Genomic DNA, 22,265 nt, shown 5'->3' on the forward strand with positions numbered 1-22,265 from the left:
CCCCTGCCCGGCGGACCCAATCTGCCGGAACCATAAGCCGAGGACCCGCCGATGCCCGTCGAGGACATCTCTCCCCAGGACAGCTACGCGGCCCTCCAGGCCGATCCCGATTCCCTCCTCGTGGACGTGCGGACGGATGCGGAATGGAACTTCGTCGGAATCCCCGACCTGTCGGAGGCGGGCAAGCAGCCCGTGCTGATCCCGTGGCAGCTCTATCCGTCCATGCAGGTGAACGGCGCCTTCGTGGAGGGGCTCCGGCGGGCGGGCGCCACGCCGCTGAGCAAGATCTACTTCCTCTGCCGCTCCGGGGCGCGCTCCCTCGCGGCGGCCCAGGCGGCGCAGGCCGCGGGCTTCCCGCATGCCTTCAACGTCGCGGACGGTTTCGAGGGCCCGGTGGACGCTGAGGGGCATCGGGGCCGCATGGCCGGCTGGAAAGCGAGCGGGCTGCCCTGGCGCCAGCGCTGATCCCCGAAGGGAGAGCGGCCCGCCCCTGCATCGCGGGGCGGGCCGGGGGGCCGCGAGCGCGGCCCCCTTTCACCTCCGGGCCTACTCGACCCGGATATTCGCGCGGCGGGCCACCTCGCCCCAGCGCTTGGTCTGCTCGGCGACGAAGTCGCGGAACTGAGCGGGCGAGAAGGCGCCGGCCGTGATGCCCAGCTCCTCATAGCGCGCCTTCACATCCGGGCTCGCCAGCGCGGCGAGCGCCTCGCGGTTCAGCCGCTCCACGATCGGGGCGGGCGTGGCGGCGGGGGCGAAGATGCCGTGCCAGGAGACGCTTTCGAAGCCCGGCAGGCTCTCGGCGATCGTCGGCACGTCCGGCGCCTGGGGCACGCGCTGGAGGCTGCCCACGCCGATGGCGCGGATGCGCCCCTCCCGCGCATGCGGCCAGCCGGAGGAGAAGTTGTCGAAGGCCATGGGCAGGGTGCCGGCCAGCATGTCGGTCATGATCTGCCCGCTGCCGCGATAGGGCACATGCACCGCCTCGGTGCCGGTCAGCTGCGTGAACAGCTCGCCCGCCAGGTGGATGGAGGTGCCGACGCCGGAGGAGCCGTAGTTAATCTGGCCCGGGCGCGCCTTCATAAGCGCCACCAGCTCCGGCACCGTGCGGGCCGGGATGTTGTTCGCGACGACCAGCATGTTCGGCTGGCTGCCCAGCAGAGCGATGGGCGCGAAGTCACGCAGGTTGTCGAAGGGGATGCGCGGGTAGATCGACGGGTTGATCGCATGGCTGCTGATCGTGCCCATGCAGATCGTGTAGCCGTCCGGCGCGGCCTTGGCGCAGGCCTCCGCGCCGATATTGCCGCCCGCGCCCGCGCGGTTATCCACCACGATCGGCTGGCCCAGGCGCTTGGACATCTCGGCGCCGACCAGACGCCCGATCAGGTCCGTGGTGCCACCCGCGGCAAAGGGCACGATCATGCGGATGGAGCGGCTGGGCCAGGCCTCCTGGGCCTGGAGGGGCAGGGGAGAGAGGGCCAGGGCGCAGGCCGCTCCCATGAGGGCGCGTCGGAGCATCGGTGTTCCTTTCCTGGCGCGCCGGGAAAGGCGCACCGTTTCCTGGCGGAAGGGACAGCATCCGGCCCGGCAGCCGTCAAGCCGTGGTGCAGCGGGAGGAGATCGCCCGGTTGCGCCGCGGGCAGCGGCATCGCACTGATTCGGCCAGGACAGGGCCGCCGCCGCGCATGGCCGGGCGGAAGGAGGAGGCGGAAGCATGCATCCGGAGGCGGAGGCCTTCATCAGGGCGAACCTTCCCGTGCTGCCGGTTCCCTCCATCCCCGAGATCCGCCTGCACAAAGCCGGGCCGAGGAGCGGGCTCGGGCGGCTCGACAGGATGGATGAGGCTTTCGGAGCGCCATACTGGGCGCATCATTGGGCCGGGGGCCTCGCCCTCGCGTGTTTCCTGCTCGACCATCCTGCGGTGGTCGCCGGCCGAAGGGTGCTCGATCTCGGCGCGGGTTCGGGCATCGTCGGCATCGCCGCCGCCAGGGCCGGCGCGCGTGATGTCCTGGCGGCCGATGTGGATCCCTATGCCATCGCGGCCCTCCAACTGAACGCGGCGCTGAACCGCGTCCGCATCACGCCGGTCGCGGAGGACCTGACGGCGGGCGACGCACCGCCTGTGGATCTTGTCGCGGTGGGCGACCTTTTCTACGAGGCCGGCCTGGCCGCCGCGGTTACGACCTTCCTCGACCGCTGCCTCGGCGCGGGCATCGCGGTGCTGGTCGGGGACCCCGGGCGGCGCGCCCTGCCACGCTCGCGGCTTCGGCTGCTGGCGGAGTACCCCGTGCCGGACTTCGGCGACGCGACCGGCGGCGCGGCGAAGCCGGCGGGGGTCTTCGCCTTCGTCCCGGCCGATGGGTGATCGCCAAGGCTTGGACCCGGCAGGAAGGGCTCCGGAACGGGACCACAGCGTGATCTACCGCTTCATCATCCTGGATTTCGACGGCACGTTGGCCGACAGCGCTGCCTGGACCACGCGCGCCCTGATCGAAGGCGCGGAACGGCATGGCTACCGCCGCCTGGACGAGGCGGGGGTGGAGGCCCTGCGCGGGCTGGACAACCGCGCCATCATCCGCAGCCTCGGCCTGCCCTTTTGGAAGCTGCCCGGGATCGCGCGCGACATGCGGCGACGCATGGCGGCGGAAGCCGGGTCGATCCCGCTCTTCCCCGGCAGCGCCGGGATGCTGGAGGCGCTGGCGGATCGCGGCGCTACCCTCTCCATCGTCACCTCCAATGCCGAGGAGAACGTGCGGCGGATCCTCGGCCCGGCTCTTTGCCGACGGATCGCCCTGATGGAATGCGGCGCCTCGCTCTTCGACAAGGCGCGGCGGCTGCGGCGGGTGCTTCGGCGGGCCGGCGCACCGGCGGAGGCGGCGATCGCCCTTGGCGACGAGGTGCGGGACATCGAGGCGGCGCGCGAGGCTGGTATCGCCGCGGGAGCCGTGGCCTGGGGCTATGCGACGCGCGACCTGTTGGCCTCGCGCCGCCCGGATTTCCTCTTTGACCGGATGGAGGAGGTGGCCGGGGCCCTGCTGCCGCTCAGCCCCGCCCCGAAGCCACCGCCCGGTTCTCCAGGCGCGACAGCAGCCGCACCACCGGCCAGAGAATGATGAAATAGGCCAGCGCGGCCGCGACGATCGGGGAGGCATTGTAGGTCACGCTCTGCGCCTGCCGCGCCTGGAACAGCAGTTCCGGCAGGGCGACGACCGAGGCGATGGAGGTGAGCTTCACCACCTCCAGCGTGTTGGAGACGAGATCGGGCAGCACGTTCCGCACGGCCTGCGGGATGACGACGAGCCAGAGCGCGAGCGAGGGACGAAGGCCGAGCGCGCGCGCGGCCTCCATCTGTCCGGGCGGCACGCTGTCGAGCCCGGCGCGCAGCACCTCGCCGTAATAGGAGCCGGTGTTCAGGAAGAAGGCGAGTGCCACCGCGCCCCAGGGGCCGAGATCCACGCCGAGGAAGGGCAGGCCCGCATAGAGGAAGATCAGCAGCACCAGCGGGGGCAGGGCCCGGAAGGTGTCCGTCCAGACGGCGAGCGGCCAGCGGACCCAGCGGCTGCGGGCGCGGGAGAGGAGGGCGATGGCCATGCCATGGGCAAGGCCCAGCGGCACGACGATGGCCGCGAGCAGAAGTGTCTGCACCAGCCCGCGCCAGAGGATCGGCATCGCGCGCAGCACGATGTCCAGGTTCAGGAAGGAGTCGACGAAGTCCTCGAGCACGGTCCGCTCCTCAGCGCCCCGGGATCGCGACGCGGCGCTCGATCCAGCGCCCCGCCCCGACCACGGGCAGGAAGAGAAGGGCATAGGCGATGGCGCCGAGCGTCAGCGGCGAGGGATTGCCGGAGAAGGCCATCGCCGACTGGGCCGCGCCCAGGATTTCCGCCACGCCCACCACCGAGGCGAGGGCCGTGCCCTTGGTGATGGCGATGGTTCGGTTGGTGAGCGGCGGCACCACCATGCGGACCGCCTGGGGCAGGACGATCCGGAACAGGATGGGCAGGAAACGCAGGCCGAGCGCCTTTCCGGCATCCCACTGCCCCCGCGGCGTCGCGGTGATGCCGGCCCAGAAGATCTCCTCCGAGAAGGCCGCCAGCACGAGGGTGAGCGAAAGCCAGGTTGCCCAGAAGCCGGAGAGGGAGATGCCCATCCCCGGCAGCCCGAAATAGAGGAGGACGATGATTACCAGCGGAGGGAGGGCGCGGAACAGGTCCACGAAGAAGATGATGGCCCAGTTCAGCACGCGCAGCCCGAAAGCCCGCAGCACGGCCAGCCCCAGGCCGAGCGCGAGCCCCGCCACCACGATGAGCGCCGCCAGCGCGACCGTGAGGGCGAAACCCTCCACGATCTTCGGCAGCCACTCCGCCATCACCTTCCCATTCAGGAAGGTGATGGCGAATCCGTCCAGGCCCCCCATTTCAGGCTAGGCGCCGTCAGCTGCAGCGCGGCTCATGCGGCGTCGAATCGTGGCCGGGCAGGCCGGGCACCCCGTAGCCGGGGAAGACGGTGTTCTCGGCATCATCCGCGGCCGGAACGGCGCCGAACCACTTCTCCGAAAGCCGGGCGACGAAGCCGTCCTTCTTCATGCATTCCAGCACGTTCTCTACCTCGTTCCGCAGGGCCTCGTTGTCCCGGCGGAAGGGAGCGGCCCAATGCGCGCGCGTCTCGCGGATGGCGAAGTCCGGCACCAGGTTGCGCTGCTGGCTGGCGGCATATTTCACCACCGTGTTCCCGGCCAGCACGGCATAGGCCCGGTTGGAGACCACGGCCTGCACGGCGTCGGGGTTGGTGTCATAGGTCTGGAAGGTGAAGCCCAGCCGCTCCGCATTCGCCTGGGCCCAGGCATCGTAGGCGCTGCCCTTGTTCACCGCGATGACCTTGCCCCGGAGGTCGTCCAGGCTGCGGATCGGAGCATTGCCGCGGCGGATGCCGAACTGGAACTCGGTATAGAGATAGCCCTCGGCGAAGAGCATGGATTCCGCCCGCTCCCGCGTCACGGTGACGGGGGCGGCGAGGAAATCGTACCGCCCCGCGTTCAGGGCGGGAACGAGGCCCGAGAAGGAGGCGCTGTCGATGGTGATCTCCCGGCCCATGCGGCGCGCGACCTCGCGGAACAGATCCACGTTGAAGCCCTGGACGCCACCTTCGAGCCGCGGAAAGGCATGCGGGGCAAAGGTTCCGTCCACGGCGGTCCGCAGCGGCGGGCCGCCCTGGGCCAGGGCGGGGATGGAAGCAGCCGGGAAGGCGGCCAGGGCGGCGGCAAGAAGGAGGCGGCGCATGCGGGGATCCTCTGGGCGGATTCGGCAGGGCCGCGACGATTGCATGTGAGCCATGGCGCGGCGAGGGGGACTTGCCCAGATCCCGCCACGATCTCGTCGCGGCTCTGCCAAGGAGAGGGCGTTCCCTAGCCAAGTCGCCCGCCACAACGTGTCCTCACGCGCGGGCCGGAGCATCCGCCATGGACCGTATCGCCCTCGCCCTCATCGCCTCGGGCCTCGTCCTCATCCTCGCGATCGTCGGCACCGTGCTCGGGGGCATGTCCTCCGACGCCCTCCCGACCTATGCCGCCCTCGGGGCCGCCCTGTCGGGCACTGTGATCGTCACCGGCCTCGCCATGCTGGAGCGCCGCGCCTTCTCGCCCGCGCGCTCGATCTGACGCGCTGAAGAGACTCACCCCGCAGGATTGTCCCGGGGAGAGGAAGAAGGAATTCTTCCTCTCCCCGGCCCCCTCACCATCATCTTCTTTTAGATGTTTGGAATTACGGGGCTGACGGTGCGCCTCGGGTCGATGGCCCGAGGCGACTGCAAAGGCAGGAACAGGCCCCCGCCAACCAGGGACCCCACTGATCGAGAGTATCCACGGCAGTCAGACGGGGTTCCAAGGGCCTCAGCCCTTGGCGGGCCAGGGCGGAGCCCTCAACCTGCGAAGCCTGACTGACTAGGCCAGCTCCCCCGCAAAGGGTGTCACGCCTTCTCGGGATAGAGCCCCGCCAGCCCGGCTTCGCTGGCCTCGCAGCGGCCGCGCTCCGTGATTAGCCCCGTCACCAGCCGCGCCGGCGTCACGTCGAAGGCGGGGTTGGCGGCCGGAGTGCCCTCCGCGGCAACGCGGACGGTGACCACGCTGCCATCCGGCAGGCGGCCGGTGGCATCGGTCACTTCGGTGCCGGAGCGCTCCTCGATCGGGATTTCGGAAAGCCCGTCGCGCACCTTCATATCCAGCGTGGAGTGCGGGAGCGCGACCCAGAAGGGAACATTGTTGTCCCGCGCCGCAAGCGCCTTGAGATAGGTGCCGATCTTGTTGGCGACGTCGCCCTGGCGCGTCACGCGGTCCGTGCCGACGAGCACGATGTCCACAAGGCCGCGCTGCATCAGATGCCCGCCGGCATTGTCGGCGACGAGGGTGTGCGGCACGCCATGCGCGCCCAGCTCCCAGGCGGTGAGCGCCGCGCCCTGGTTGCGCGGGCGGGTCTCGTCCACCCAGACATGCACATCCAGCCCGAGGTCATGGGCCTGGTAGATGGGCGAGAGGGCGGTGCCGAAATCAACGGTCGCGATCCAGCCCGCATTGCAGTGGGTGAGGACGCGGACCGGCTCGCCGGCCGGCTTGCGCGCGGCGATCTCCTGCAGCAGCTCCAGCCCGTGCTGGCCGATGCGGCGGTTGGTCTCGACATCGTCGTCGCAGATGGCGGCCGCCTCGGCATAGGCGGCGTCGGCCCGGCGCTCCGGGGGGTGGTTGCGGACGGCGGCACAGATGCGGTCCAGCGCCCATTTCAGGTTCACCGCCGTGGGGCGGGTCTCGTTCAGCATGGCCGCCATCCGCTCGAGATTCTCGATGGAGGGGTCGCGGCGCAGCGCCATGGCGAGCCCATAGGCCCCGACCGCCCCGATCAGCGGCGCGCCGCGCACCTGCATGGAGCGGATGGCATGGGCGACCTGCTCCTCGTCGGAGAGGACCAGCTCCTCCACCGCCCAGGGCAGCTTCGTCTGGTCGAAGATGCGGATGGAGTAGCCGTCAGCATCCAGCCAGACGCTGCGGAAGGGCTTGCCGTCGATCTTCATCAGTCCGCCTTGGGGCTCAGATCCGTTGGTGCAGGGCGCAGACGAGGGTGAAGAGCCGCCGCGCCGTCTCGAAATCGAGGGCGACGCGGCCTTTCATGCGTTCGCGCAGCAGCTCGGCGGCCTCGTTGTGCAAGCCGCGGCGGCCCATGTCGATGGCCTGGATCCGGGCATCGGCGGCCCCTTCGGTCACCGCCTGCTCATGCCCCTCGATGACCATCTGGTAGTCCTTGATCAACCTCCGGAAGGGGCCGAGCGCGAGCAGATAGGCATGGAGCGGCGTGTTTCCGGCGTCGCGGACATCGAGCAGCAACCGGCCGTCGCGCAGCTCCAGATGCAGCACATAGGGGCCTGGCGGCAGGTCTTGCGGAGTGAAGCAGTTGCCCGCGAGGAGGTCCGCGACGGCCTGCTGCCGGTCCGCCTCCGCGAAGCGGGAGGGCAGGGGAGCGTGGTCGGGCAGCTCGATCCGCACGATATCGCGCGTCGTCACCGCGGAATCGGCCAGGGCGGCATCACGCATCGCGGGAGGGGCCGGGTGGCAAGGGGCCGTGATTCGGATGGTCCTGGTCAGCGAAGCCGAGCCGCATCATCCAGCCGACCACCCCGCCCTTCACGGGGCGGAGCATGAGCGTGCACAAGATGGCGAAAAGCGGGAGCCATACGGTCATGTGCAGCCACATGGGCGGCTCATAGGCCCTCTCGATCCAGAAGATCGGCGGGATCAACAGGTGGCCGACCAGGAAGATGACGATGTAGGGGGGCGCATCGTCGGCCCGCAGCACCCCGAGCGGCGCGTGGCAGACCTCGCATTCCGGCACCACCCGCAGAAACCCCTGAAAGACCCGACCCTGGCCGCATACCGGGCAGCGATTCGCGATTCCCCGCCGGATGGCGGTCATCATGGAGGGCTGCTCTGGGGCCTCGGTGGCCTTCGATGCATCGGGGCGCCAAATGGTGCCGGCTTCTGGAGAGCCTTGCTGGGTGGGCATCGAATCAGTCCTCCCGGGACGGGTTCCGAACGTGCCCCGCCAGACTTTGTTGCGTTGCAATATGAGCCCTGGAACGGGCGGCGGCAAGCGCCGGCGGGCTTGCCCCGGCCAGGGGCGGTGGCCACCATCGGCAAATGGAACGCCGCATCCTCGTGATCAACCCGAACCGCGATGCCGCCTGCACGGCCGGCATCGCCGCCGCCGTTGCTCCCTATGCGCGGCCGGGCCTGGCGCGGTTCGATACCCTTGCCCTGGCGGACGGGCCGCCGGCCATCGCGAGCTGGCGGGACTGGTACTCCGTGGCTCTCCCGCTCTGCGAGCTGGTGCAGGCCGAGCCCGCCGACGCCTATGTGATCGCCTGCGTCTCCGATCCGGGGGTGGACGCGGTGCGGGAGGTGACCGACCGGCCGGTGCTCGGCCCCTTCCGGGCCGCCGTTCTGGCCGCGCTGGGCCGGGCGGACCGGTTCGGCGTGATCGCCTTCGTGGAGGCCAGCAAGGCGCGCCAGCGCCGGGTGCTTCTCGCCCTGGGCGCCGAATCCCGCATGGCTGCGACGGAAGCCCTGAACCTGCCCATGTCCGCACTCACGGATTCCGAGGCGCCGCGCGCGGCGCTTCTTGCCGCTGGGCGGCGCCTGGTGGAGGCGGGGAGCGGGGCGGTGGTTCTCGGCTGCGCGGGCATGGCCGGGCACCGCGCCTTACTCGAGGAGGCGCTCGGCGTTCCCGTCATCGAGCCCTGCGCGGCAGTGGCGGCCCAGGCGCTCCTGGCTGTCTCCTGAACGAAAGCGGGCCCGGCCGTTCCCGGCCGGGCCCGCCATCGCTCGCGCGCCTCTCTCAGCGCGCGGCCACGGTCCGGTTCGACACGTCGCGGGACAGGCTGGCCTGGGACGACAGGCGGGCCCGCTCGCGCTCCCAGTACTCACGCCGGAGGTTGCGGGCCTCACGGTCGCGGTCGCGCGCCTCCGGCGCCGCGGCGGGCGTCGGCGCCTCGGTGCGGCTGAAGCGCGAGAACAGGTCTCCGAAGATCCCGTCCGCCGCATGGGCCTGCGGCACGGCGGCCAGGGCGAGGCCTGCAAAGGCGAGGGCGGCAAAGGCGCGAGGCATGTTGATGATCTCCTGCCGCGAGAACGTGTGCCGCGCGCCATGGTTGCCCCTCAGCGCCGACGCTCGTCCTCGATGCGGCGGCGCTCCTCCACGATCCGGCGCTGCTGATCCTCCAGCTGGCGCTGGCGCTCGGTGAGCTGCCGGTCGCGGTGGAACTCCTCCCGGTCGCGACCGAAGCGGGCACGTTCCTCGGGCGAGATGCGTTCGCCCCGGCGCTCGCGGTCGCGCTCCCAGGCCTCGCGGCGCCGCTCGAACTCCTGCCGCTCGCTCTCGGAGCGGCGGCGTCCGCGGTCATCGCTCCAACGCCCCTCATCCTCGCGATCGCGGCGGACTTCCTCGCGCCGGCGCCGGTCGTCCTCCTCCGCGCGGCGGCGGGCCTCGTCGTTATTGCCGCCGAACTGCCGCAGGGCCTGGTCCAGGAGCTGGTTGATCTCCTGCGCGGGCGCGGGGGACGGAGCCGTGCCGAGGGCAAGCAGGGCCAGGGTGGCGGAGAGCAGGGCTTGGCGTCGCATGGGTTCCTCCGGCGCGCCGGCTCAGGGGGAGCCGTTCCATGGAGGAAAGAACGCGCCGGCCGCGTCGCTGTTGCGGCGGGGCGATGGCCCCGCCGTGGCACGTCAGCGCTGCGGGTTGTCGCTGAGCAGCGGGATCCCGGTGGCACCGGTGGCGGAGGGGCTGACCGTGCGCGTGTCGGCGCGGTCCGGCGTCATGGTCGGGCGCTGACGGTTCATGTCGTCCACCAGCGCGGGGGCACCCGCGCCGCCGGTGCGCAGGTCGCGCGCCACGTCGGCGACCCGGTCCTGGTTCTGGTCCTGCTCCACCTGCCGCGCGGCCTCACGCTGGGCGGGGCTGGCGGCCATGGCGGGCGCCAGGGCGGCGGGGGTGGCGAGAATGGCAAGGGCGAGCGCGATGCGGTGCATGGGATACCTCCACCCCTGCAACGCCCCGCGCCCGCCCGCGGTTGTCAGGCGCCCCTGGGCTGCCACTCGGCGGGGGGCTGCGCCCCGGTCTGGGCGGTGATCCGGGCATAGGCTTCCACGCGCCGGTGGGCGGCGAAGTTGAAGATGGTCTCCCGCCCCAGGCGGCACATCTCCAGGTCGCAATCGGCGGTGATCAGCTCGTCGTCCCAGGAGGTGGCCTGGGCCATGATCTCGCCCTGCGGGTTCACGATGATCGAGTGGCCGAACAGCTCATGCCCGTCCTCCACCCCCGCCTTGGCGGCGGCGACGCCGAAGGTGGCGTTCTGGTAGCAGCCCGCCTGGATCGAGAGATGCGAGTGAAGCACGCGGAGGTGGTGCGCCTCGAAGCCGCGGTTATCCATGTTCAGGCTGGGCGTGTTGTAGCCGAGCATGACCAGCTCCACGCTCTGCAGGCCGAGCACGCGCCAGGCCTCGGGCCAGCGGCGGTCGTTGCAGATGAGCATGCCGACATTCACCGGGCCCGCGCCGCCCACGGGGGCACGCACGACGGGGAAGCCGAGGTCGCCCACCTCGAAATACCGCTTCTCCAGGTGCTGCACCTTCCGCACCGGGTCGTATTCGGCATGCCCGGGGAGATGCACCTTGCGGTACTTGAGCACGATCTCGCCCGAGGGATGCACGAAGACGGCGGTGTTGAAGTGCCGGCCCTCCGGCGTCTTCTCCGCATAGCCCAGGTGGAAGGCGATGCCGTACTTGCGCGCGGCCTCGAAGAGCGGGGCCGTCTCGTTGGAGGGGAGCGCCGCCTCGAACCAGTTGTCGGCCGCGGCGCGGTCTTCCTCGTACCAGCGGGGGAAGAAGGTGGTGAGGGCCAGTTCCGGGAAGACGACCACCTCAACGCCGCGCTGGTGGGCCCGCTCCATCAGCCGGACCATGCGGCCCACCGCGACGTCGCGGCCCTCCGCCTTCTGGATGGGGCCGAGCTGGGCGGCGGCGACGGTCAGGCGGCGGGCCATGCGATGAGTCCTGGTTGAGGCCGGAGGGGATGTGTCGCGCACACTATATATGTGTGCGGCTCAGAACAGCCCGTAGCGGGCATTGGAGCGCTTGCGCTGGTCACGCTCGTTGTCATTGGCGGCGGGCGGGTGGGCCGCCTGGGCATAGGGCTCGCTCACCGCGCGCCGCCTCTCCCAGTTCGCCGCATATTGCGCGGCCAGATCCTGGTCGCGGAGCAGCAGCAGGTTCTCCACGTTCCGCTCCTGCGCGGAGCGGCTGAAGTTGAAGGAGCCGGTGATCACCACGCTGCCGTCGATCACCATGACCTTGTTGTGCGCGATGCCCGAGGGATCATCCACCCAGACCTCGAGCCCGGCACGGGCGGCCTCATCGGCCATCGAGTAGCGCTCGGTGAGCTGGCTGTCGTCCACCACGATCCGCACGCGAACGCCGCGCCGGCCCGCGGCCTCCAGTGCTTCGGCAATCGGGGGAGAGGTGAAGGAATAGGCCTGCACCAGCACCTCGCGCCGTGCCGCGCCGATGGCATCCACGATGCGGTCCGTGCACGCGCCGCCAGGCGTGAAGCAGACAGTCGGGCGCGGAATGCCGCCCGCCGGGGAGGAGGCTGGCCCCGGCATCCCCTCCGTCGTGAACCATCCCCAGGCGAGCAGCGCCCCGAGCAGCACGCCGCCGAGCAAGGGTACGATTCCGGGAAGGCCGCCCTTCACTTGGATCTCTCCGGCGGGTGCCGGGCGCCGGGACCCGGAGCCGGAAATGGCGATGCCTCGGGAGTCCGTGCTTCCTCCGGCGCATCCCGCCGTGCCGCGAGCCACCAGCCCGCGCGGCCCAGAAGAATGGCGCAGGCGAGTGCCAGCAGCGCATTCGGCACGGAGGTGCCCGGCCCCGTGAGCCACACCCATCCGCCAAAGCCCAGCAGCGCGGCGGGCACCGCGACCAGCAGCGGCCGGTTCACCGCCGCCCCTTCATCATGGCGAAGAGCCCGCCCACCACCGCGACGATCAGCCCCGCCAGAACATGGGCGAGGCCCAGCCCGCCCTGGTTGAGGACGAAGGCGATGAACAGCGCCACACCGAGCAGGATGATGAAGCCCGCAAGGACGACCGGCGAGAGCGGCGGGCGCTGCCTCATCCCAGACCCACCGCGCGGTTGTGCTGGCGCGGCACGAAGCGGCCCTGGCCGGGGCGGGCCAGCACCGTCTCGCCGTCCCAGATCATCTCGCCACGCAGATAGGTGGCGGCGACGCGCCCGCGGAGGGCGCGGCCATGATAGGCGGAGTGCTGGAACTCCGGCCGGTCGATGATCTTCGCCTCGTCGAAGGTGTAGTCGCCGCGCTCCATCACCAGCAGGTCGGCATCCGAGCCGACGGCGATGCTGCCCTTCTTCGGATCAAGCCCGTGATAGCGGGCGGGCTCGGCCGCGCAGTACTTCGCCATGAGGGTGAGGGGCAGGCCGCGCTCCTCCAGCAGCGTGAACATCACCGGCGCGAAGCTCTGCATGCCCGTCAGCCCGGCGCCGAGGGCGAAGATGTCGCCCTTGTAGATCTTCCGCTCGCGCTGCCAGGGGGCATGGTCGGTGGAGATGTAGGCGACCTTGCCGAGCAGCAGGGAGGCCCACATGCGCTCCACCTCCTCCTTGGTGCGGAAGGGCGGGTTGCACTTGCCGAAGCCCTCCAGGCGGACGATGTCCTCCTCGGTCATGCAGAAGTAGTGAAGGCAGGCCTCGCCGGAGGAGCGGGCGCCGGCCGCCCGGAAATCCTCCGCGATGTCGAAGCCGCGGGCCAGGGAGGAATGGGCGATGTGCACATGTGCCCCGGTCTCCAGCCCGATCTCGAAGATGGCGAGGTTCGCCAGGTTCTCGGCGAGCGGCGGGCGGGTGCGGCAGTGCCAGATGGGGTCGGTGTGCCCGGCGGCCTTCGCCTCGGCCGTCAGCTTCATCACCAGCTCCTGGTCCTCGTTATGGACCGCGACCATGAGGTTGGTCTTGGCGATCTCGGCGAAAGCCTCGCGCATCAGCCCCGGGTCGATCCGGGGGAAGCGCACCGCGTCGTACTCATAGGTGGAGAATTTGAAGGAGCAGGCGCCGGCCTCGGCCAGCCCGGCGATGGCATCCACGCCCCCATCCTTCTTGATGGTGCCGTAGAGCGCGACATCCACATGGGCCAGCCGGTGGAGCCACTCCACCTTGTCCTTCAGGATGGCCGCATCCGTGACGGGCAGGGGAATGTCATAGGGCATGTCCACGCAGGTGGTCACGCCGCCGGCGGCGGCCGAGGTGGTCGCGCCCTCGATCCCCGGCCAGCCGATGGAGCTGGCGGTGTGCATGTGGCCATCCACCAGGCCGGGGAAGATCAGCCGGCCCGAATGATCCTCGGTGGCGGCGGCCGGCGGCGGCGCGCCCTGGCCGATCGCGGCGATGGTCTCGCCGCGCACGGCGACATAGCCGCCCTCCAGCACGCGGTCCTGCAGGACGAGGTCGCCAAGGATGACGCGATCGAAGGGCTGGCTCATGCGGTGTTCCGGGCTGTGCTGCGGGTTGGCGGAGGTTAGGGCAGATCGTCCGGCGCGGGTATCCCGCCACGCCGGGGGAAGAGCTGTTCGACGAGAGAAAGCGCGAGGGCGGCGGCCTCACCTTCCCGCTCCGCGTTCCAGGCGAGCGCGACGCCCACGGCGCGGATCGGCCCGGCGAGCGCGCGGAAGGCGACGCCCGGCGGGTGCAGCCGCGACATGCCGGAGGAGACGAGCGCGACACCCAGACCGGCCGCGACGAAGCCGAGCTGCGCCATGGCCGAGCCGACCTCCCGCACCGCGCGCGGCGCGAAGCCGGCCTCGCGGCAGGCGGCCACCATCGCATCGGCATAGGTCGGCGAGATGGCGCGCGGCAGGAGCAGCATCGGCTCGTCCGCCAGCAGGGCGAGGGGGAGGGGATCGGGCGCGCGCAGCAGCGGATGGCCTTCCGGCAGCGCGACCATCAGGTGGTCGTCGCCCAGGGGGCGGATGCGGATGGGCGGACGCGCGCGGTCGTCGCGCAGCAGGGCGATGTCCACCTCACCGCGCCGCAGCGCCTCCAGCGCATCCGCCGTGTCCATCTCGCGCACCGAGACCGCTGCCTCCGGCCGCGCGGCGGAGATGGCGCGAACGAGCGGCGGCAGTTCATCGAAGAGAGCGGAGGTGACGCAGGCGATGGCGACCGGCGCATGGCGCCCGGCGCGCAGCTCGCGCGCCAGCGCCTCCAGCGCGCCCGCATCCTCGGCCAGGCGCCGCGCGAGCGGCAGCAGGGCCTCGCCCGCCCGCGTCGGCCGGGTGCCGCGCCCGCCGCGTTCGAGCAGGCGCACGCCCAGCTCCCGCTCCAGCGCCTGGATCTGCGCGGTCAGCGGTGGCTGCGAGAGGCCGAGCCGGGCGGCCGCGCGGCCGAAATGCCCTTCCTCCGCGACAGCGAGGAAATGGCCGAGCCGTCGCACGAGGCGGAAATCCATGGGGAGATACGGAAACGCTATCGCGCGGCCACGTCAATCGGATTGGACGATCACCCGATCCGGGTGCAGAACCGCGGTGCCAAGAGCCCAAGGGGAGCAACGCCAGTGCAACTGCACGATGTGAAGGTCTATCCGTCCAAGGCCCTGCTGAAGCGCGAGGACCAGCTTGCCTGGAAGATCGCCGGCGTCGCCGCCGATGCCGTGGCGGTGCCGGAGGACACCCAGGCGATGATCATCAACCGCGTGATCGACAACGCCGCCGTGGCCATCGCCGCCATCAACCGCTCCGCCCCCACCTCCGCGCGCCAGATGGCCCTCGGCCATGCGCGCCAGGGGGGCGCCACCGTCTTCGGCCTCGACCCCTCGAAGCGCTTCTCGCCGGAATGGGCGGCTTGGGCGAATGGCACGGCGGTGCGCGAGCTGGACATGCACGACACCTTCCTCGCCGCCGACTACTCCCATCCCGGCGACAACATCCCGCCCGTCCTCGCGGTGGCGCAGACCATGGGGAAGAGCGGCGCCGAGCTGCTGCGCGGCCTCGCCACGGGCTACGAGATTCATATCGACCTCGTCCGCGCGATTTGCCTGCATGAGCACAAGGTGGACCACATCGCCCATCTCTGCCCCGCCGCCGCGGCCGGCATTGGCACGCTGCTCGGGCTGGACCAGGCGACCATCTTCCAGGCGGTGCAGCAGGCGCTGCATGTGAGCATCACCTTCCGCCAGAGCCGCAAGGGCGAGATCTCCTCCTGGAAGGCCTTCGCCCCCGCCCATGCCGGCAAGCTCGCGGTCGAGGCGGTGGACCGCGCGATGCGCGGCGAGGGCGCGCCGAGCCCGATCTATGAGGGCGAGGATTCCGTCATCGCCTGGGTGCTGGCCGGGCGCACCCATCGCTACCAGGGCGACGTCTACGAGCCCGTCTACTACCAGGTGCCGCTGCCCGGGCCGGGGGAGGGCAAGCGGGCCATCCTCGACAGCTACACGAAGGAGCACTCGGCCGAGTACCAGTCCCAGGCGCTGATCGATCTGGCCTTCCGGATGCGGGAGAGGATCAAGGACCTCGAGCAGGTCGAGAAGATCCTTCTTCATACCTCGCACCACACCCACTACGTCATCGGCACGGGCGCGAACGACCCGCAGAAGATGGACCCGAAGGCCAGCCGCGAGACGCTGGACCACTCCATCATGTACATCTTCACCGTCGCCCTGCAGGACGGGCGCTGGCACCATGTGGACAGCTACGCCCCCGAGCGCGCCACCCGCCCGGACACCGTCCGCCTCTGGCACAAGATGGAGACGCGGGAGGACCCGGAGTGGACGCGCCGCTACCACTCCCGCGACCCGAACGAGCTGGCCTTCGGCGGCCGGGTCGAGATCACGCTGAAGGACGGCACGGTGCTGACCGACGAGCTCGCGGTGGCCAATGCCCACCCGCTCGGGGCGAAGCCCTTCGGGCGCGCGGACTACATCCGCAAGTTCCGCATCCTGACCGAGGGGATCATCGACGCGGCCGAGGCGGACCGCTTCATCGCGGCCGCCGAGAACCTGGCCTCGCTCGGGGCGGGCGAGCTCGACCAGCTCACGGTGCGGCTGCCGGATGGCCGGCTGGCCCAGGGCAAGCCCGGCATCTTCTGATCGCATCCCGCGCCGCCGGTCCAGGGGCCGGCGGCGCACACGCGCCGAGGCGCGCGACAGGGCAGGGGCCCGCCGGCCCGCCCCGCGACATGCAACGGAGGAACACCCCATGAGCGAAACCCAGCCCGATATCCGCAAGGGCCTTGTCGGCGTCATCGCCGACGTGTCCGCCGTCTCCAAGGTGATGCCGGAGACGAACAGCCTGACCTATCGCGGCTACCCCGTGCAGGACCTGGCCGAGAACTGCTCGTTCGAGGAGGTCGCCTATCTCCTCTGGAACGGGGAGCTGCCCAATGCGACGCAGCTCGCGGACTTCCAGCGCGAGGAATCCGGCCAGCGGGCGCTCACCCCGGCCCTGCTGGACGTGATCAGGTCCTTCCCGCGCGACGCGCATCCGATGGACGCGATCCGCACCGCCGTCTCCTTCATGGGCATGGAGGACCCCGAGACGGCCGACACCTCCGAGCCCGCGACGCGGCGGAAGGCGATGCGTCTTCTCGCCAAGATCCCGACCGCCATCGCGGCCGCCCACCGCGCCTCGAAGGGGCTGGAACCGATCTCCCCGGACCCCTCCCTGCCTTTCGCCGACAACTTCTTCCACCTGGTCTTCGGCCGCGTTCCTCAGCCGGAAGTGGTCAAGGCCTTTGACGTTTCCCTTACCCTTTACGCCGAGCATGGCTTCAACGCCTCGACCTTCACCGCGCGCACCATCACCTCCACGGGCGCCGACCTGCACGGGGCGGTGGTGGGCGGCATCGCGGCCCTGAAGGGGCCGCTGCATGGCGGCGCCAACGAGGCCGTGATGCACATGCTCTCCGAGATCGGTGAGCCGGGCCGGGCGGTGGAGTGGCTCCAGTCCCGCTTCGACCACCGCGCGCTGGTCATGGGCTTCGGTCACCGGGTCTACAAGAACGGCGACAGCCGCGTCCCGACGATGACCAAATATGCCGAGAAGATGGCGGAGGTGGTGGGCGACCGGCGCTGGATGGAGATGTCCCGCCTGCTCGCCGCCGAGATGCTGGCGAAGAAGAACATTCACCCGAACCTCGATTTCCCGGCAGGGCCCGCCTACCACCTGATGGGCTTTGACATCCCGCTCTTCACGCCCATCTTCGTCGCCGCCCGCATCACCGGCTGGGCCGCGCATGTCATCGAGCAGGCGGCGGACAACCGCCTGATCCGCCCGCTCTCGCACTACACCGGGGCCGTGCAGCGCGCGGTGCCGCCGATGAGCAAGCGCACCTGACGAAGCGAGCTGCGGTGGAGCGCGCAGCGCGCGCTTCCACCGCGGCGACACCTCGCGCGATGCGTCACGGAAGGTGACGGCGCGCAACGCGCAGTGCGTCGATTCGGATGCACGCGAAAATCTGCGCGTGCATGAAGTCTTTTCGTTGACAAGCCGGATGCGCGTGCAGATAGCGTGAGACGCGCATGAACCGTCCCACGCGATTCGCGCGCGATGCTGTCAAGCACCTGTGCAGTCCGATGCACCCGGCATGATGGCGACGCAGCGAGCGGACGGAGGGTGATCGGCGCAACGCAGTGCGGATGGAAGGTTCCTGGAATCCAGATCATGGGTTTCGCGAACCGGACGAGAGAGGACGAGGCGGGCTTCGGAGACGAACCCCTTCGGGAGCGCGAGGCCCGTCACGGCTCGGCGCGGCCGGCCCTTCTCCCCGTGCAGCGGATGCAGACCCTGTGACGCCTCCCTCCCCGGTGGGCGCGTCGGCGGGTCCCAATGGACCAAGACGTGACCCACTCGGCATCAACCATCAGGAGATCCCAGCACGTGAGCGAAGAGACGACCCCCCGCGCGGCCGCGATGGCCATGAGCACCTCGCGCCGCAGCACCGGCACGCGTAAGGCGAGCACCGCCGGCCGCGCCAAGCCGGCCGCCAAGGCCACGAAGGCGACCGCGGCCAAGAAGCCTGCCGCGAAGAAGACCACCGCCGCTGCGGCGAAGAAGGCTCCGGCCCGCAAGACTGCCGCGAGCAAGGCGACCACCGCCCGCAAGACGACCGCGGCGAAGAAGGCTCCTGCCCGCAAGACCGCCGCGAGCAAGACGGCGACCGCCCGCAAGACCGCGACGACCCGGACGACGACGGCCCGCAAGCCCGCCGCCGCCAAGAAGGCCGCCCCGGCCCGCCGCAGCACGGCGACCGCCAAGCGCGCCACCACGGCCAAGACCGCCGCGAAGACCGCGACGGCCCGCCGCCCGGCCGCGAAGCGCACCACCGCCGCCGCGAAGCGCACCACCGCGACGACGGCCCGCAAGGCGGCCGCTCCGAAGCGCGCCACCGCCGCCAAGACCAGCACGCGCGGCGCGGCGAAGACCACGACCCGCGGGGCCGCGAAGACGACCGTCGCCCGCAAGGCGCCGGCCGCCACGCGCGCTGCCGCGACCCGCACCACCGGCGCCCGCAAGAGCGCCGCGACGTCGGGCCGCAGCGAGGCCGCCAAGAAGGGTGCCATCACTCGCGCCCGCAAGAAGGCCGAGGCCGCCGCCGTTGCCGCCAACGAGGCCGCGACGGAGATGGACAACGTGACGACGAACAACAGCGACGCGACCTGAACGCCGCTGCGTGACGAAGAAGGGGGCGCCTTGGCGCCCCCTTTTTTTGTTCAGATGGGCAGGAAGGCCCGGAGCAGGATGTCGCGCCCCCCGACGTCATCTGGCTTGAAGGCGATCTGCAGCCCCGTCTCCCCGGCCACGCACCAGGGCGTCGCCTGCGCCGCCTCCGGCCCGATCCGCAGGGCCGTGGTGCCGAGCTGGCGCAGCACGGGGCCGAACAGGGCCTCCCCCGCCACCAGCAGCCGCCCCACGCCGCGCCGGGCCAGTTCCGAAGCGAGGTCCGCGAGCGCCGGTCCCGCGGCCGCGTCCCGGGCAAATTCCGGCGTGGCACTGATGATCAGCGGATGCTCTTCCGACAGAAGAGCGGTCGCATGGTCCAGGGCCTCGGTCACCTCGGCAGCGGAGCTGAGGTCCAGCACGGGCCCATGCAGGCGCGCAAAGCCGATCTGAGCCAGCGTCGCCCGCGCATCGCTCGCCGCGATCACCGCCCAGCTTCCCCGGGGCTCCGGCCAACTCTCCGGCTCCGCCGCCGCCAGGATGCCCGCGCTCCGCAGGGCCGTGGGAAAGGAGAGCCCAAGACCCGCGCCGCCGATGACGAAGGCCTGGGACGCGGCGGCTTCCGCCAGGGCGCCGAGATGCGCATCGGTCACCGCATCGGCCAGCCCATAGCGTCGCCCTGCTTCGGCGAGGCGCGACATCTCGCGGCGGATCCTCCCCGTGCCCTTTTCGACCATGGCGAATGGAATCAGCCCGACAGGCGCATCGGCCCACGCGGCGAGCCGGCGCGGCAGGCTCGGCTCGCCACCCGCCAGGGCGGTGCCGAGGAAGAGATGGCCGAGATAGGTGCTGCGCCCGCGAGAGGGAAAGCCCGGCACGGCCAGGGCGAACCCCGCCTGCAGCCGCCGCAGCAACGCATCCCCCATGGGGCCGGTCAGAGGGTCGTCGAACCGGGCGCCCGTCAGGAGAAGGATGCGTGCGGCGCCAGCGGCGAGCAGCGCCTCGCAGGCCGCCAGGGCCTCCGCCACGCCTGCCTCCTCCGGCAGCAAGGCCAGCACCGCCTCGGCCCGCGGTATGGTGCCGGGCTGGAGGTCGCTGACCAGAGCCGTGGCGACTCCTTCATTCGCGAGCAGCGCGCCGAACTCCAGCGCCGCTGCCGCGTCGATGGCGATGCAGCCGAGGCGCAGCATGCGCCTAGCGGCTCCGGCGGGGCGGGAGGGCCAGGAGGTCGGAATGCCCGACCACCGCCCGCAGCCGCCCGCGCCGTGCCTGCGCGGCGCGGGTGGCGGACCAGGAGGAGATCGTGCCCCCCGCGCGCGGCGCCTGGCGCATCGCCGCCTCCGTATGGCCCCGCGCGAGGTCGGACAACATGCGCGTCTCCGCCGCGCCGATCCGCCATGGCGAGGGAGCCGTCGTCACGCGGAAACCATGCGTACGGAAGGCGGAAGCCATCGCGCGCGTGGCGCCGCCGCCGAGGGCAGGCCCGCCGAAGCCCTTGTCCCGGATCTGGTCGCGCCGGAAGCCGCGCGCCACCAACCCGTCCGCGGGATGCGGCGGCAGGAAGCGCGCGTCGCCCTCCACATTCAGGGCGGAGTAGAAGGGCAGGCGCAGCTCCGCCGCCATGCGCGCCACCCAGCCGCGCGAGACGAGATCGCACAGCGCCGTGCACACCACGCCATCGGCGCGGGAGAGCGGAAGGCCGTCGGGCGCATCGGCGAGGTCCAGCACCAGCCCTTCCACGCGCCAGGCGCCGGACGGGGTGTGCACCAGCAGCGTCCGCTTGTTGGGCGCGGAAACCTCGAAGCCCACGGCGGTCGCGCGCATCGCGATGGTGTCGAAAGCGAATTCGATCAGCGTGACGTCCGCATCCACCAGCGTCCAGGCCTGGGGCCGGTTCAGGATGGGCGCGAGCCAGCGGAACAGGCTGCCGGTGCCGGCGCCGAGATCCAGGAGGCGCGGGCGCGCCGGGAGCGCGGCGGCGAGCGCCTGGGCCAGGACGAAGTTGCGCGCGCGAGCATCCGGCGGTTCGCGCAGTTCCAGCCAGTCGGCATCGAAGGTCTCGGTCATGCGAAGGCCGCCTCGATCTCGCGCGCGAAGGCGGCGGCGCGGTCCGTCCAGCGGGGCAGGGCCTGCCCGGCGCGCCAGGCGGCATCCGCCATGGCCTGCCGCAGCCCAGGATCATAGATCGGCCGGCGCATGGCGCGGGAGAGGCTGTTGGCGTCACCCGGCGCGCAGATCACGGCCGCGTCGCGCGGCGCGAGATCGGCCAGAGCGCCGCCCGAGGTGACCGCGAGCGGCAATCCGCGAGCGAGGGCCTCCGCGACGGCCATGCCATACCCCTCCCAGTGGGAGGCGGAGGCAAAGAGGTCGGCGCGCGCGTAGAGCGCCTCCAGCGCCTCGCCCTCCACCTCGCCGGCGAAGGTCACGCGCTGTGCGATGCCCAGCTCCTCGGCGAGCGCCTTAAGGCCGGCTGCGTGCACGGGGTCGCGCGGCGCGCCGACGATGGTGAGGGTCCATTCGATATCGGTCAGCCGCGCCAGAGCCCGGAGCAGCACGTCGTATCCCTTGCGCGGCACGAGGGTGCCGACGGCCAGGATAGAGCAGCCCGGCCCGCCCGAACCGGCAGCGCGCGCCGCCTCCTCCGTGCCCGGCTCCACCGTTCCGATGCGCGAGGGGGCGACCGCGAACTCGGCTGACAACCGCTCCGCCGTGAGGCGGGAGGTGGTGATGAGGCGCGCCATGGCCGGGAAAAGCGCCCGCTCCCGCTGGAGCAGCGCCTCGCGATCCGCTGCGGGGAAGCCTGTCTCCAGCGCGGTGGGGTGATGAATTAGGCCAACCGCACGGGCGGTGGCGGGCAACCCGGCGAAGGCGGGCAAGCCCAGTCCGTCCACCACAAGAACCTCGCCTTCGGCCAGGCGCCCCACCACCGAACGCGCGGCGGCCTCGGCGGCCTCGTCCGGCAGGGGATGGCGGCCGGCCATCTCCTCCACGCGCACCACATGCCCCAGTTCGCGCAGACCGTGCAGGATACGGCGGTCGTAATTGTAGCCGCCGCTGATCGCATCCAGCGGCGCGGGCAGGGCGAAGGCGATCCTCACGCGGCGGCGGTCCGCTTCGGCACCTCGGCCTCATAGGCGGCCCAGGCGAGCGGGCTTTCCCGCAGCAGCACCTTCACGCTCACCACATCCTTCCCTCCGGCCCCCAGCTTGCCCTCGGCCAGTGCGCCGCAGAGCAGGCCATGGACATGGAAGCAGAGGAACTCCGTCGTGGTATTTTGGCCGGTGAAGGCGGGCAGCGTGTCCAGGTTGCTGTAGTCGAAGCTGTCCAGGATGCGGCGCAGCTCCACCCGGGCGGCGGCGATGTCCACCAGCAGGTTGGCGTCGTCCAGCCGCGGCGCGCGGAACTCGGCCTCCACCACGAAGGTGGCGCCATGCACGCGCTGGGCGGGGCCGAAGGCCTCGCCGCGGAAGGAATGCGCGATCATGACGTGATCGGCGACGGTCAGGCTGTACATG

At 71.3% G+C, this 22,265-nt stretch carries 28 protein-coding genes; 8 read left to right on the forward strand and 20 right to left on the reverse strand.

Annotation, left to right across the window (positions count from 1 at the left end):
* The first annotated feature begins 51 nt into the window (after window positions 1-51).
* Window positions 52-465, forward strand: a complete 414-nt coding sequence (locus BUB97_RS14850; protein WP_073136073.1) for a rhodanese-like domain-containing protein — start codon at window positions 52-54, stop codon at window positions 463-465.
* An 81-nt stretch (window positions 466-546) separates the two neighbouring features.
* Here the strand turns inward: BUB97_RS14850 and BUB97_RS14855 are convergent, their stop codons facing one another.
* Window positions 547-1,515, reverse strand: a complete 969-nt coding sequence (locus tag BUB97_RS14855; protein WP_073136075.1) for a Bug family tripartite tricarboxylate transporter substrate binding protein — start codon at window positions 1,513-1,515, stop codon at window positions 547-549.
* A gap of 196 nt (window positions 1,516-1,711) precedes the next feature.
* On the opposite strand from BUB97_RS14855, the gene BUB97_RS14860 reads away from it, so the two are divergent.
* Together BUB97_RS14860 and BUB97_RS14865 are read left to right on the forward strand one after the other, a co-directional pair.
* Window positions 1,712-2,362 carry a class I SAM-dependent methyltransferase gene (locus BUB97_RS14860; RefSeq protein WP_073136077.1) on the forward strand — a complete coding sequence of 217 codons (651 nt, stop codon included), beginning with the start codon at window positions 1,712-1,714 and terminating at the stop codon, window positions 2,360-2,362.
* A gap of 49 nt (window positions 2,363-2,411) precedes the next feature.
* Window positions 2,412-3,110 carry an HAD hydrolase-like protein gene (locus BUB97_RS14865; RefSeq protein WP_073136079.1) on the forward strand — a complete coding sequence of 233 codons (699 nt, stop codon included), beginning with the start codon at window positions 2,412-2,414 and terminating at the stop codon, window positions 3,108-3,110.
* Here BUB97_RS14865 and BUB97_RS14870 read toward each other — a convergent pair.
* From BUB97_RS14870 to BUB97_RS14880, 3 genes are read right to left on the reverse strand one after another with little or no spacing between them, the layout of a single operon-like run.
* Window positions 3,040-3,720, reverse strand: a complete 681-nt coding sequence (locus BUB97_RS14870; protein ID WP_245818316.1) for an amino acid ABC transporter permease — start codon at window positions 3,718-3,720, stop codon at window positions 3,040-3,042. The two genes, BUB97_RS14865 and BUB97_RS14870, sit on opposite strands and share 71 nt — an antisense overlap.
* Window positions 3,721-3,730: 10 nt before the next feature.
* Window positions 3,731-4,414 (reverse strand): amino acid ABC transporter permease, encoded by a 684-nt coding sequence (locus BUB97_RS14875; protein ID WP_073136081.1) that lies wholly within the window; start codon window positions 4,412-4,414, stop codon window positions 3,731-3,733.
* Between the two features lie 16 nt (window positions 4,415-4,430).
* Entirely contained in the window at window positions 4,431-5,276 is an 846-nt protein-coding gene (locus BUB97_RS14880) for a transporter substrate-binding domain-containing protein (RefSeq protein WP_073136083.1), read from the reverse strand.
* A gap of 179 nt (window positions 5,277-5,455) precedes the next feature.
* Between BUB97_RS14880 and BUB97_RS14885 the strand changes: the two genes are divergently transcribed.
* Entirely contained in the window at window positions 5,456-5,653 is a 198-nt protein-coding gene (locus tag BUB97_RS14885) for a hypothetical protein (RefSeq protein WP_073136085.1), read from the forward strand.
* Between the two features lie 308 nt (window positions 5,654-5,961).
* Here the strand turns inward: BUB97_RS14885 and mtnA are convergent, their stop codons facing one another.
* From mtnA to BUB97_RS14900, 3 genes are read right to left on the reverse strand one after another with little or no spacing between them, the layout of a single operon-like run.
* Window positions 5,962-7,056, reverse strand: coding sequence for an S-methyl-5-thioribose-1-phosphate isomerase (mtnA, locus tag BUB97_RS14890; protein ID WP_073136087.1), 1,095 nt, complete (start codon window positions 7,054-7,056; stop codon window positions 5,962-5,964).
* A gap of 16 nt (window positions 7,057-7,072) precedes the next feature.
* Window positions 7,073-7,558, reverse strand: a complete 486-nt coding sequence (locus BUB97_RS14895; protein WP_408906137.1) for a UPF0262 family protein — start codon at window positions 7,556-7,558, stop codon at window positions 7,073-7,075.
* Window positions 7,559-7,565: 7 nt separating this feature from the next.
* Window positions 7,566-7,955 (reverse strand): DUF983 domain-containing protein, encoded by a 390-nt coding sequence (locus BUB97_RS14900; protein WP_073136243.1) that lies wholly within the window; start codon window positions 7,953-7,955, stop codon window positions 7,566-7,568.
* Window positions 7,956-8,176: 221 nt separating this feature from the next.
* On the opposite strand from BUB97_RS14900, the gene BUB97_RS14905 reads away from it, so the two are divergent.
* Window positions 8,177-8,818, forward strand: a complete 642-nt coding sequence (locus tag BUB97_RS14905; protein WP_073136091.1) for an aspartate/glutamate racemase family protein — start codon at window positions 8,177-8,179, stop codon at window positions 8,816-8,818.
* A 55-nt stretch (window positions 8,819-8,873) separates the two neighbouring features.
* Here the strand turns inward: BUB97_RS14905 and BUB97_RS14910 are convergent, their stop codons facing one another.
* The 9 genes from BUB97_RS14910 to BUB97_RS14950 form a co-directional block, all read right to left on the reverse strand.
* Window positions 8,874-9,143, reverse strand: coding sequence for a hypothetical protein (locus BUB97_RS14910; RefSeq protein ID WP_073136093.1), 270 nt, complete (start codon window positions 9,141-9,143; stop codon window positions 8,874-8,876).
* Between the two features lie 50 nt (window positions 9,144-9,193).
* Window positions 9,194-9,655, reverse strand: coding sequence for a hypothetical protein (locus BUB97_RS14915; RefSeq protein ID WP_073136095.1), 462 nt, complete (start codon window positions 9,653-9,655; stop codon window positions 9,194-9,196).
* A gap of 102 nt (window positions 9,656-9,757) precedes the next feature.
* Window positions 9,758-10,060: a hypothetical protein gene (locus tag BUB97_RS14920; RefSeq protein ID WP_073136097.1), complete on the reverse strand. Its 303-nt coding sequence runs from the start codon at window positions 10,058-10,060 to the stop codon at window positions 9,758-9,760.
* Window positions 10,061-10,104: 44 nt separating this feature from the next.
* Complete coding sequence (locus BUB97_RS14925) at window positions 10,105-11,073, reverse strand: N-carbamoyl-D-amino-acid hydrolase (protein ID WP_073136099.1); 969 nt, start codon at window positions 11,071-11,073, stop codon at window positions 10,105-10,107.
* 60 nt (window positions 11,074-11,133) lie between these two features.
* Window positions 11,134-11,781, reverse strand: coding sequence for a phospholipase D family nuclease (locus BUB97_RS14930; protein WP_073136100.1), 648 nt, complete (start codon window positions 11,779-11,781; stop codon window positions 11,134-11,136).
* A complete protein-coding gene (locus BUB97_RS14935; protein WP_073136102.1) occupies window positions 11,778-12,026 on the reverse strand; it encodes a hypothetical protein in 249 nt (82 codons plus the stop codon). The genes BUB97_RS14930 and BUB97_RS14935 overlap by 4 nt, the downstream gene beginning before the upstream one ends.
* Window positions 12,023-12,202 carry a hypothetical protein gene (locus BUB97_RS14940; RefSeq protein ID WP_073136105.1) on the reverse strand — a complete coding sequence of 60 codons (180 nt, stop codon included), beginning with the start codon at window positions 12,200-12,202 and terminating at the stop codon, window positions 12,023-12,025. Before BUB97_RS14940 ends, BUB97_RS14935 begins: the two co-directional genes overlap by 4 nt.
* A complete protein-coding gene (locus tag BUB97_RS14945; RefSeq protein WP_073136107.1) occupies window positions 12,199-13,581 on the reverse strand; it encodes a dihydroorotase in 1,383 nt (460 codons plus the stop codon). Before BUB97_RS14945 ends, BUB97_RS14940 begins: the two co-directional genes overlap by 4 nt.
* A gap of 35 nt (window positions 13,582-13,616) precedes the next feature.
* A complete protein-coding gene (locus tag BUB97_RS14950; protein ID WP_073136110.1) occupies window positions 13,617-14,546 on the reverse strand; it encodes a LysR substrate-binding domain-containing protein in 930 nt (309 codons plus the stop codon).
* 105 nt (window positions 14,547-14,651) lie between these two features.
* Between BUB97_RS14950 and BUB97_RS14955 the strand changes: the two genes are divergently transcribed.
* The 3 genes from BUB97_RS14955 (at window position 14,652) to BUB97_RS14965 (ending at window position 18,753) form a co-directional block, all read left to right on the forward strand.
* The gene (locus BUB97_RS14955) at window positions 14,652-16,181 is read left to right on the forward strand and encodes an MmgE/PrpD family protein (RefSeq protein ID WP_073136112.1); all 1,530 of its coding nucleotides are present in this window, start codon (window positions 14,652-14,654) and stop codon (window positions 16,179-16,181) included.
* 109 nt (window positions 16,182-16,290) lie between these two features.
* A complete protein-coding gene (locus tag BUB97_RS14960) occupies window positions 16,291-17,427 on the forward strand; it encodes a bifunctional 2-methylcitrate synthase/citrate synthase (protein ID WP_073136114.1) in 1,137 nt (378 codons plus the stop codon).
* A 543-nt stretch (window positions 17,428-17,970) separates the two neighbouring features.
* Complete coding sequence (locus BUB97_RS14965) at window positions 17,971-18,753, forward strand: hypothetical protein (RefSeq protein WP_073136116.1); 783 nt, start codon at window positions 17,971-17,973, stop codon at window positions 18,751-18,753.
* 50 nt (window positions 18,754-18,803) lie between these two features.
* On the opposite strand, the gene BUB97_RS14970 is transcribed toward BUB97_RS14965, so the two are convergent.
* Genes BUB97_RS14970 through BUB97_RS14985 form a run of 4 tightly spaced genes read right to left on the reverse strand, consistent with a single transcriptional unit; the run spans window position 18,804 to window position 22,264 of the window.
* Entirely contained in the window at window positions 18,804-19,940 is a 1,137-nt protein-coding gene (locus BUB97_RS14970; RefSeq protein WP_073136118.1) for a four-carbon acid sugar kinase family protein, read from the reverse strand.
* Between the two features lie 4 nt (window positions 19,941-19,944).
* Window positions 19,945-20,817, reverse strand: a complete 873-nt coding sequence (locus BUB97_RS14975; RefSeq protein WP_073136120.1) for a hypothetical protein — start codon at window positions 20,815-20,817, stop codon at window positions 19,945-19,947.
* Window positions 20,814-21,848, reverse strand: a complete 1,035-nt coding sequence (locus BUB97_RS14980) for a glycosyltransferase family 4 protein (RefSeq protein ID WP_073136122.1) — start codon at window positions 21,846-21,848, stop codon at window positions 20,814-20,816. The genes BUB97_RS14975 and BUB97_RS14980 overlap by 4 nt, the downstream gene beginning before the upstream one ends.
* A complete protein-coding gene (locus BUB97_RS14985) occupies window positions 21,845-22,264 on the reverse strand; it encodes a 6-pyruvoyl trahydropterin synthase family protein (RefSeq protein ID WP_073136124.1) in 420 nt (139 codons plus the stop codon). The genes BUB97_RS14980 and BUB97_RS14985 overlap by 4 nt, the downstream gene beginning before the upstream one ends.
* Between the last annotated feature and the right edge of the window lies 1 nt (window position 22,265).

It is taken from the genome of Muricoccus roseus (assembly GCF_900141905.1).
Taxonomy (GTDB): Bacteria; Pseudomonadota; Alphaproteobacteria; order Acetobacterales; family Acetobacteraceae; genus Roseomonas; species Roseomonas rosea.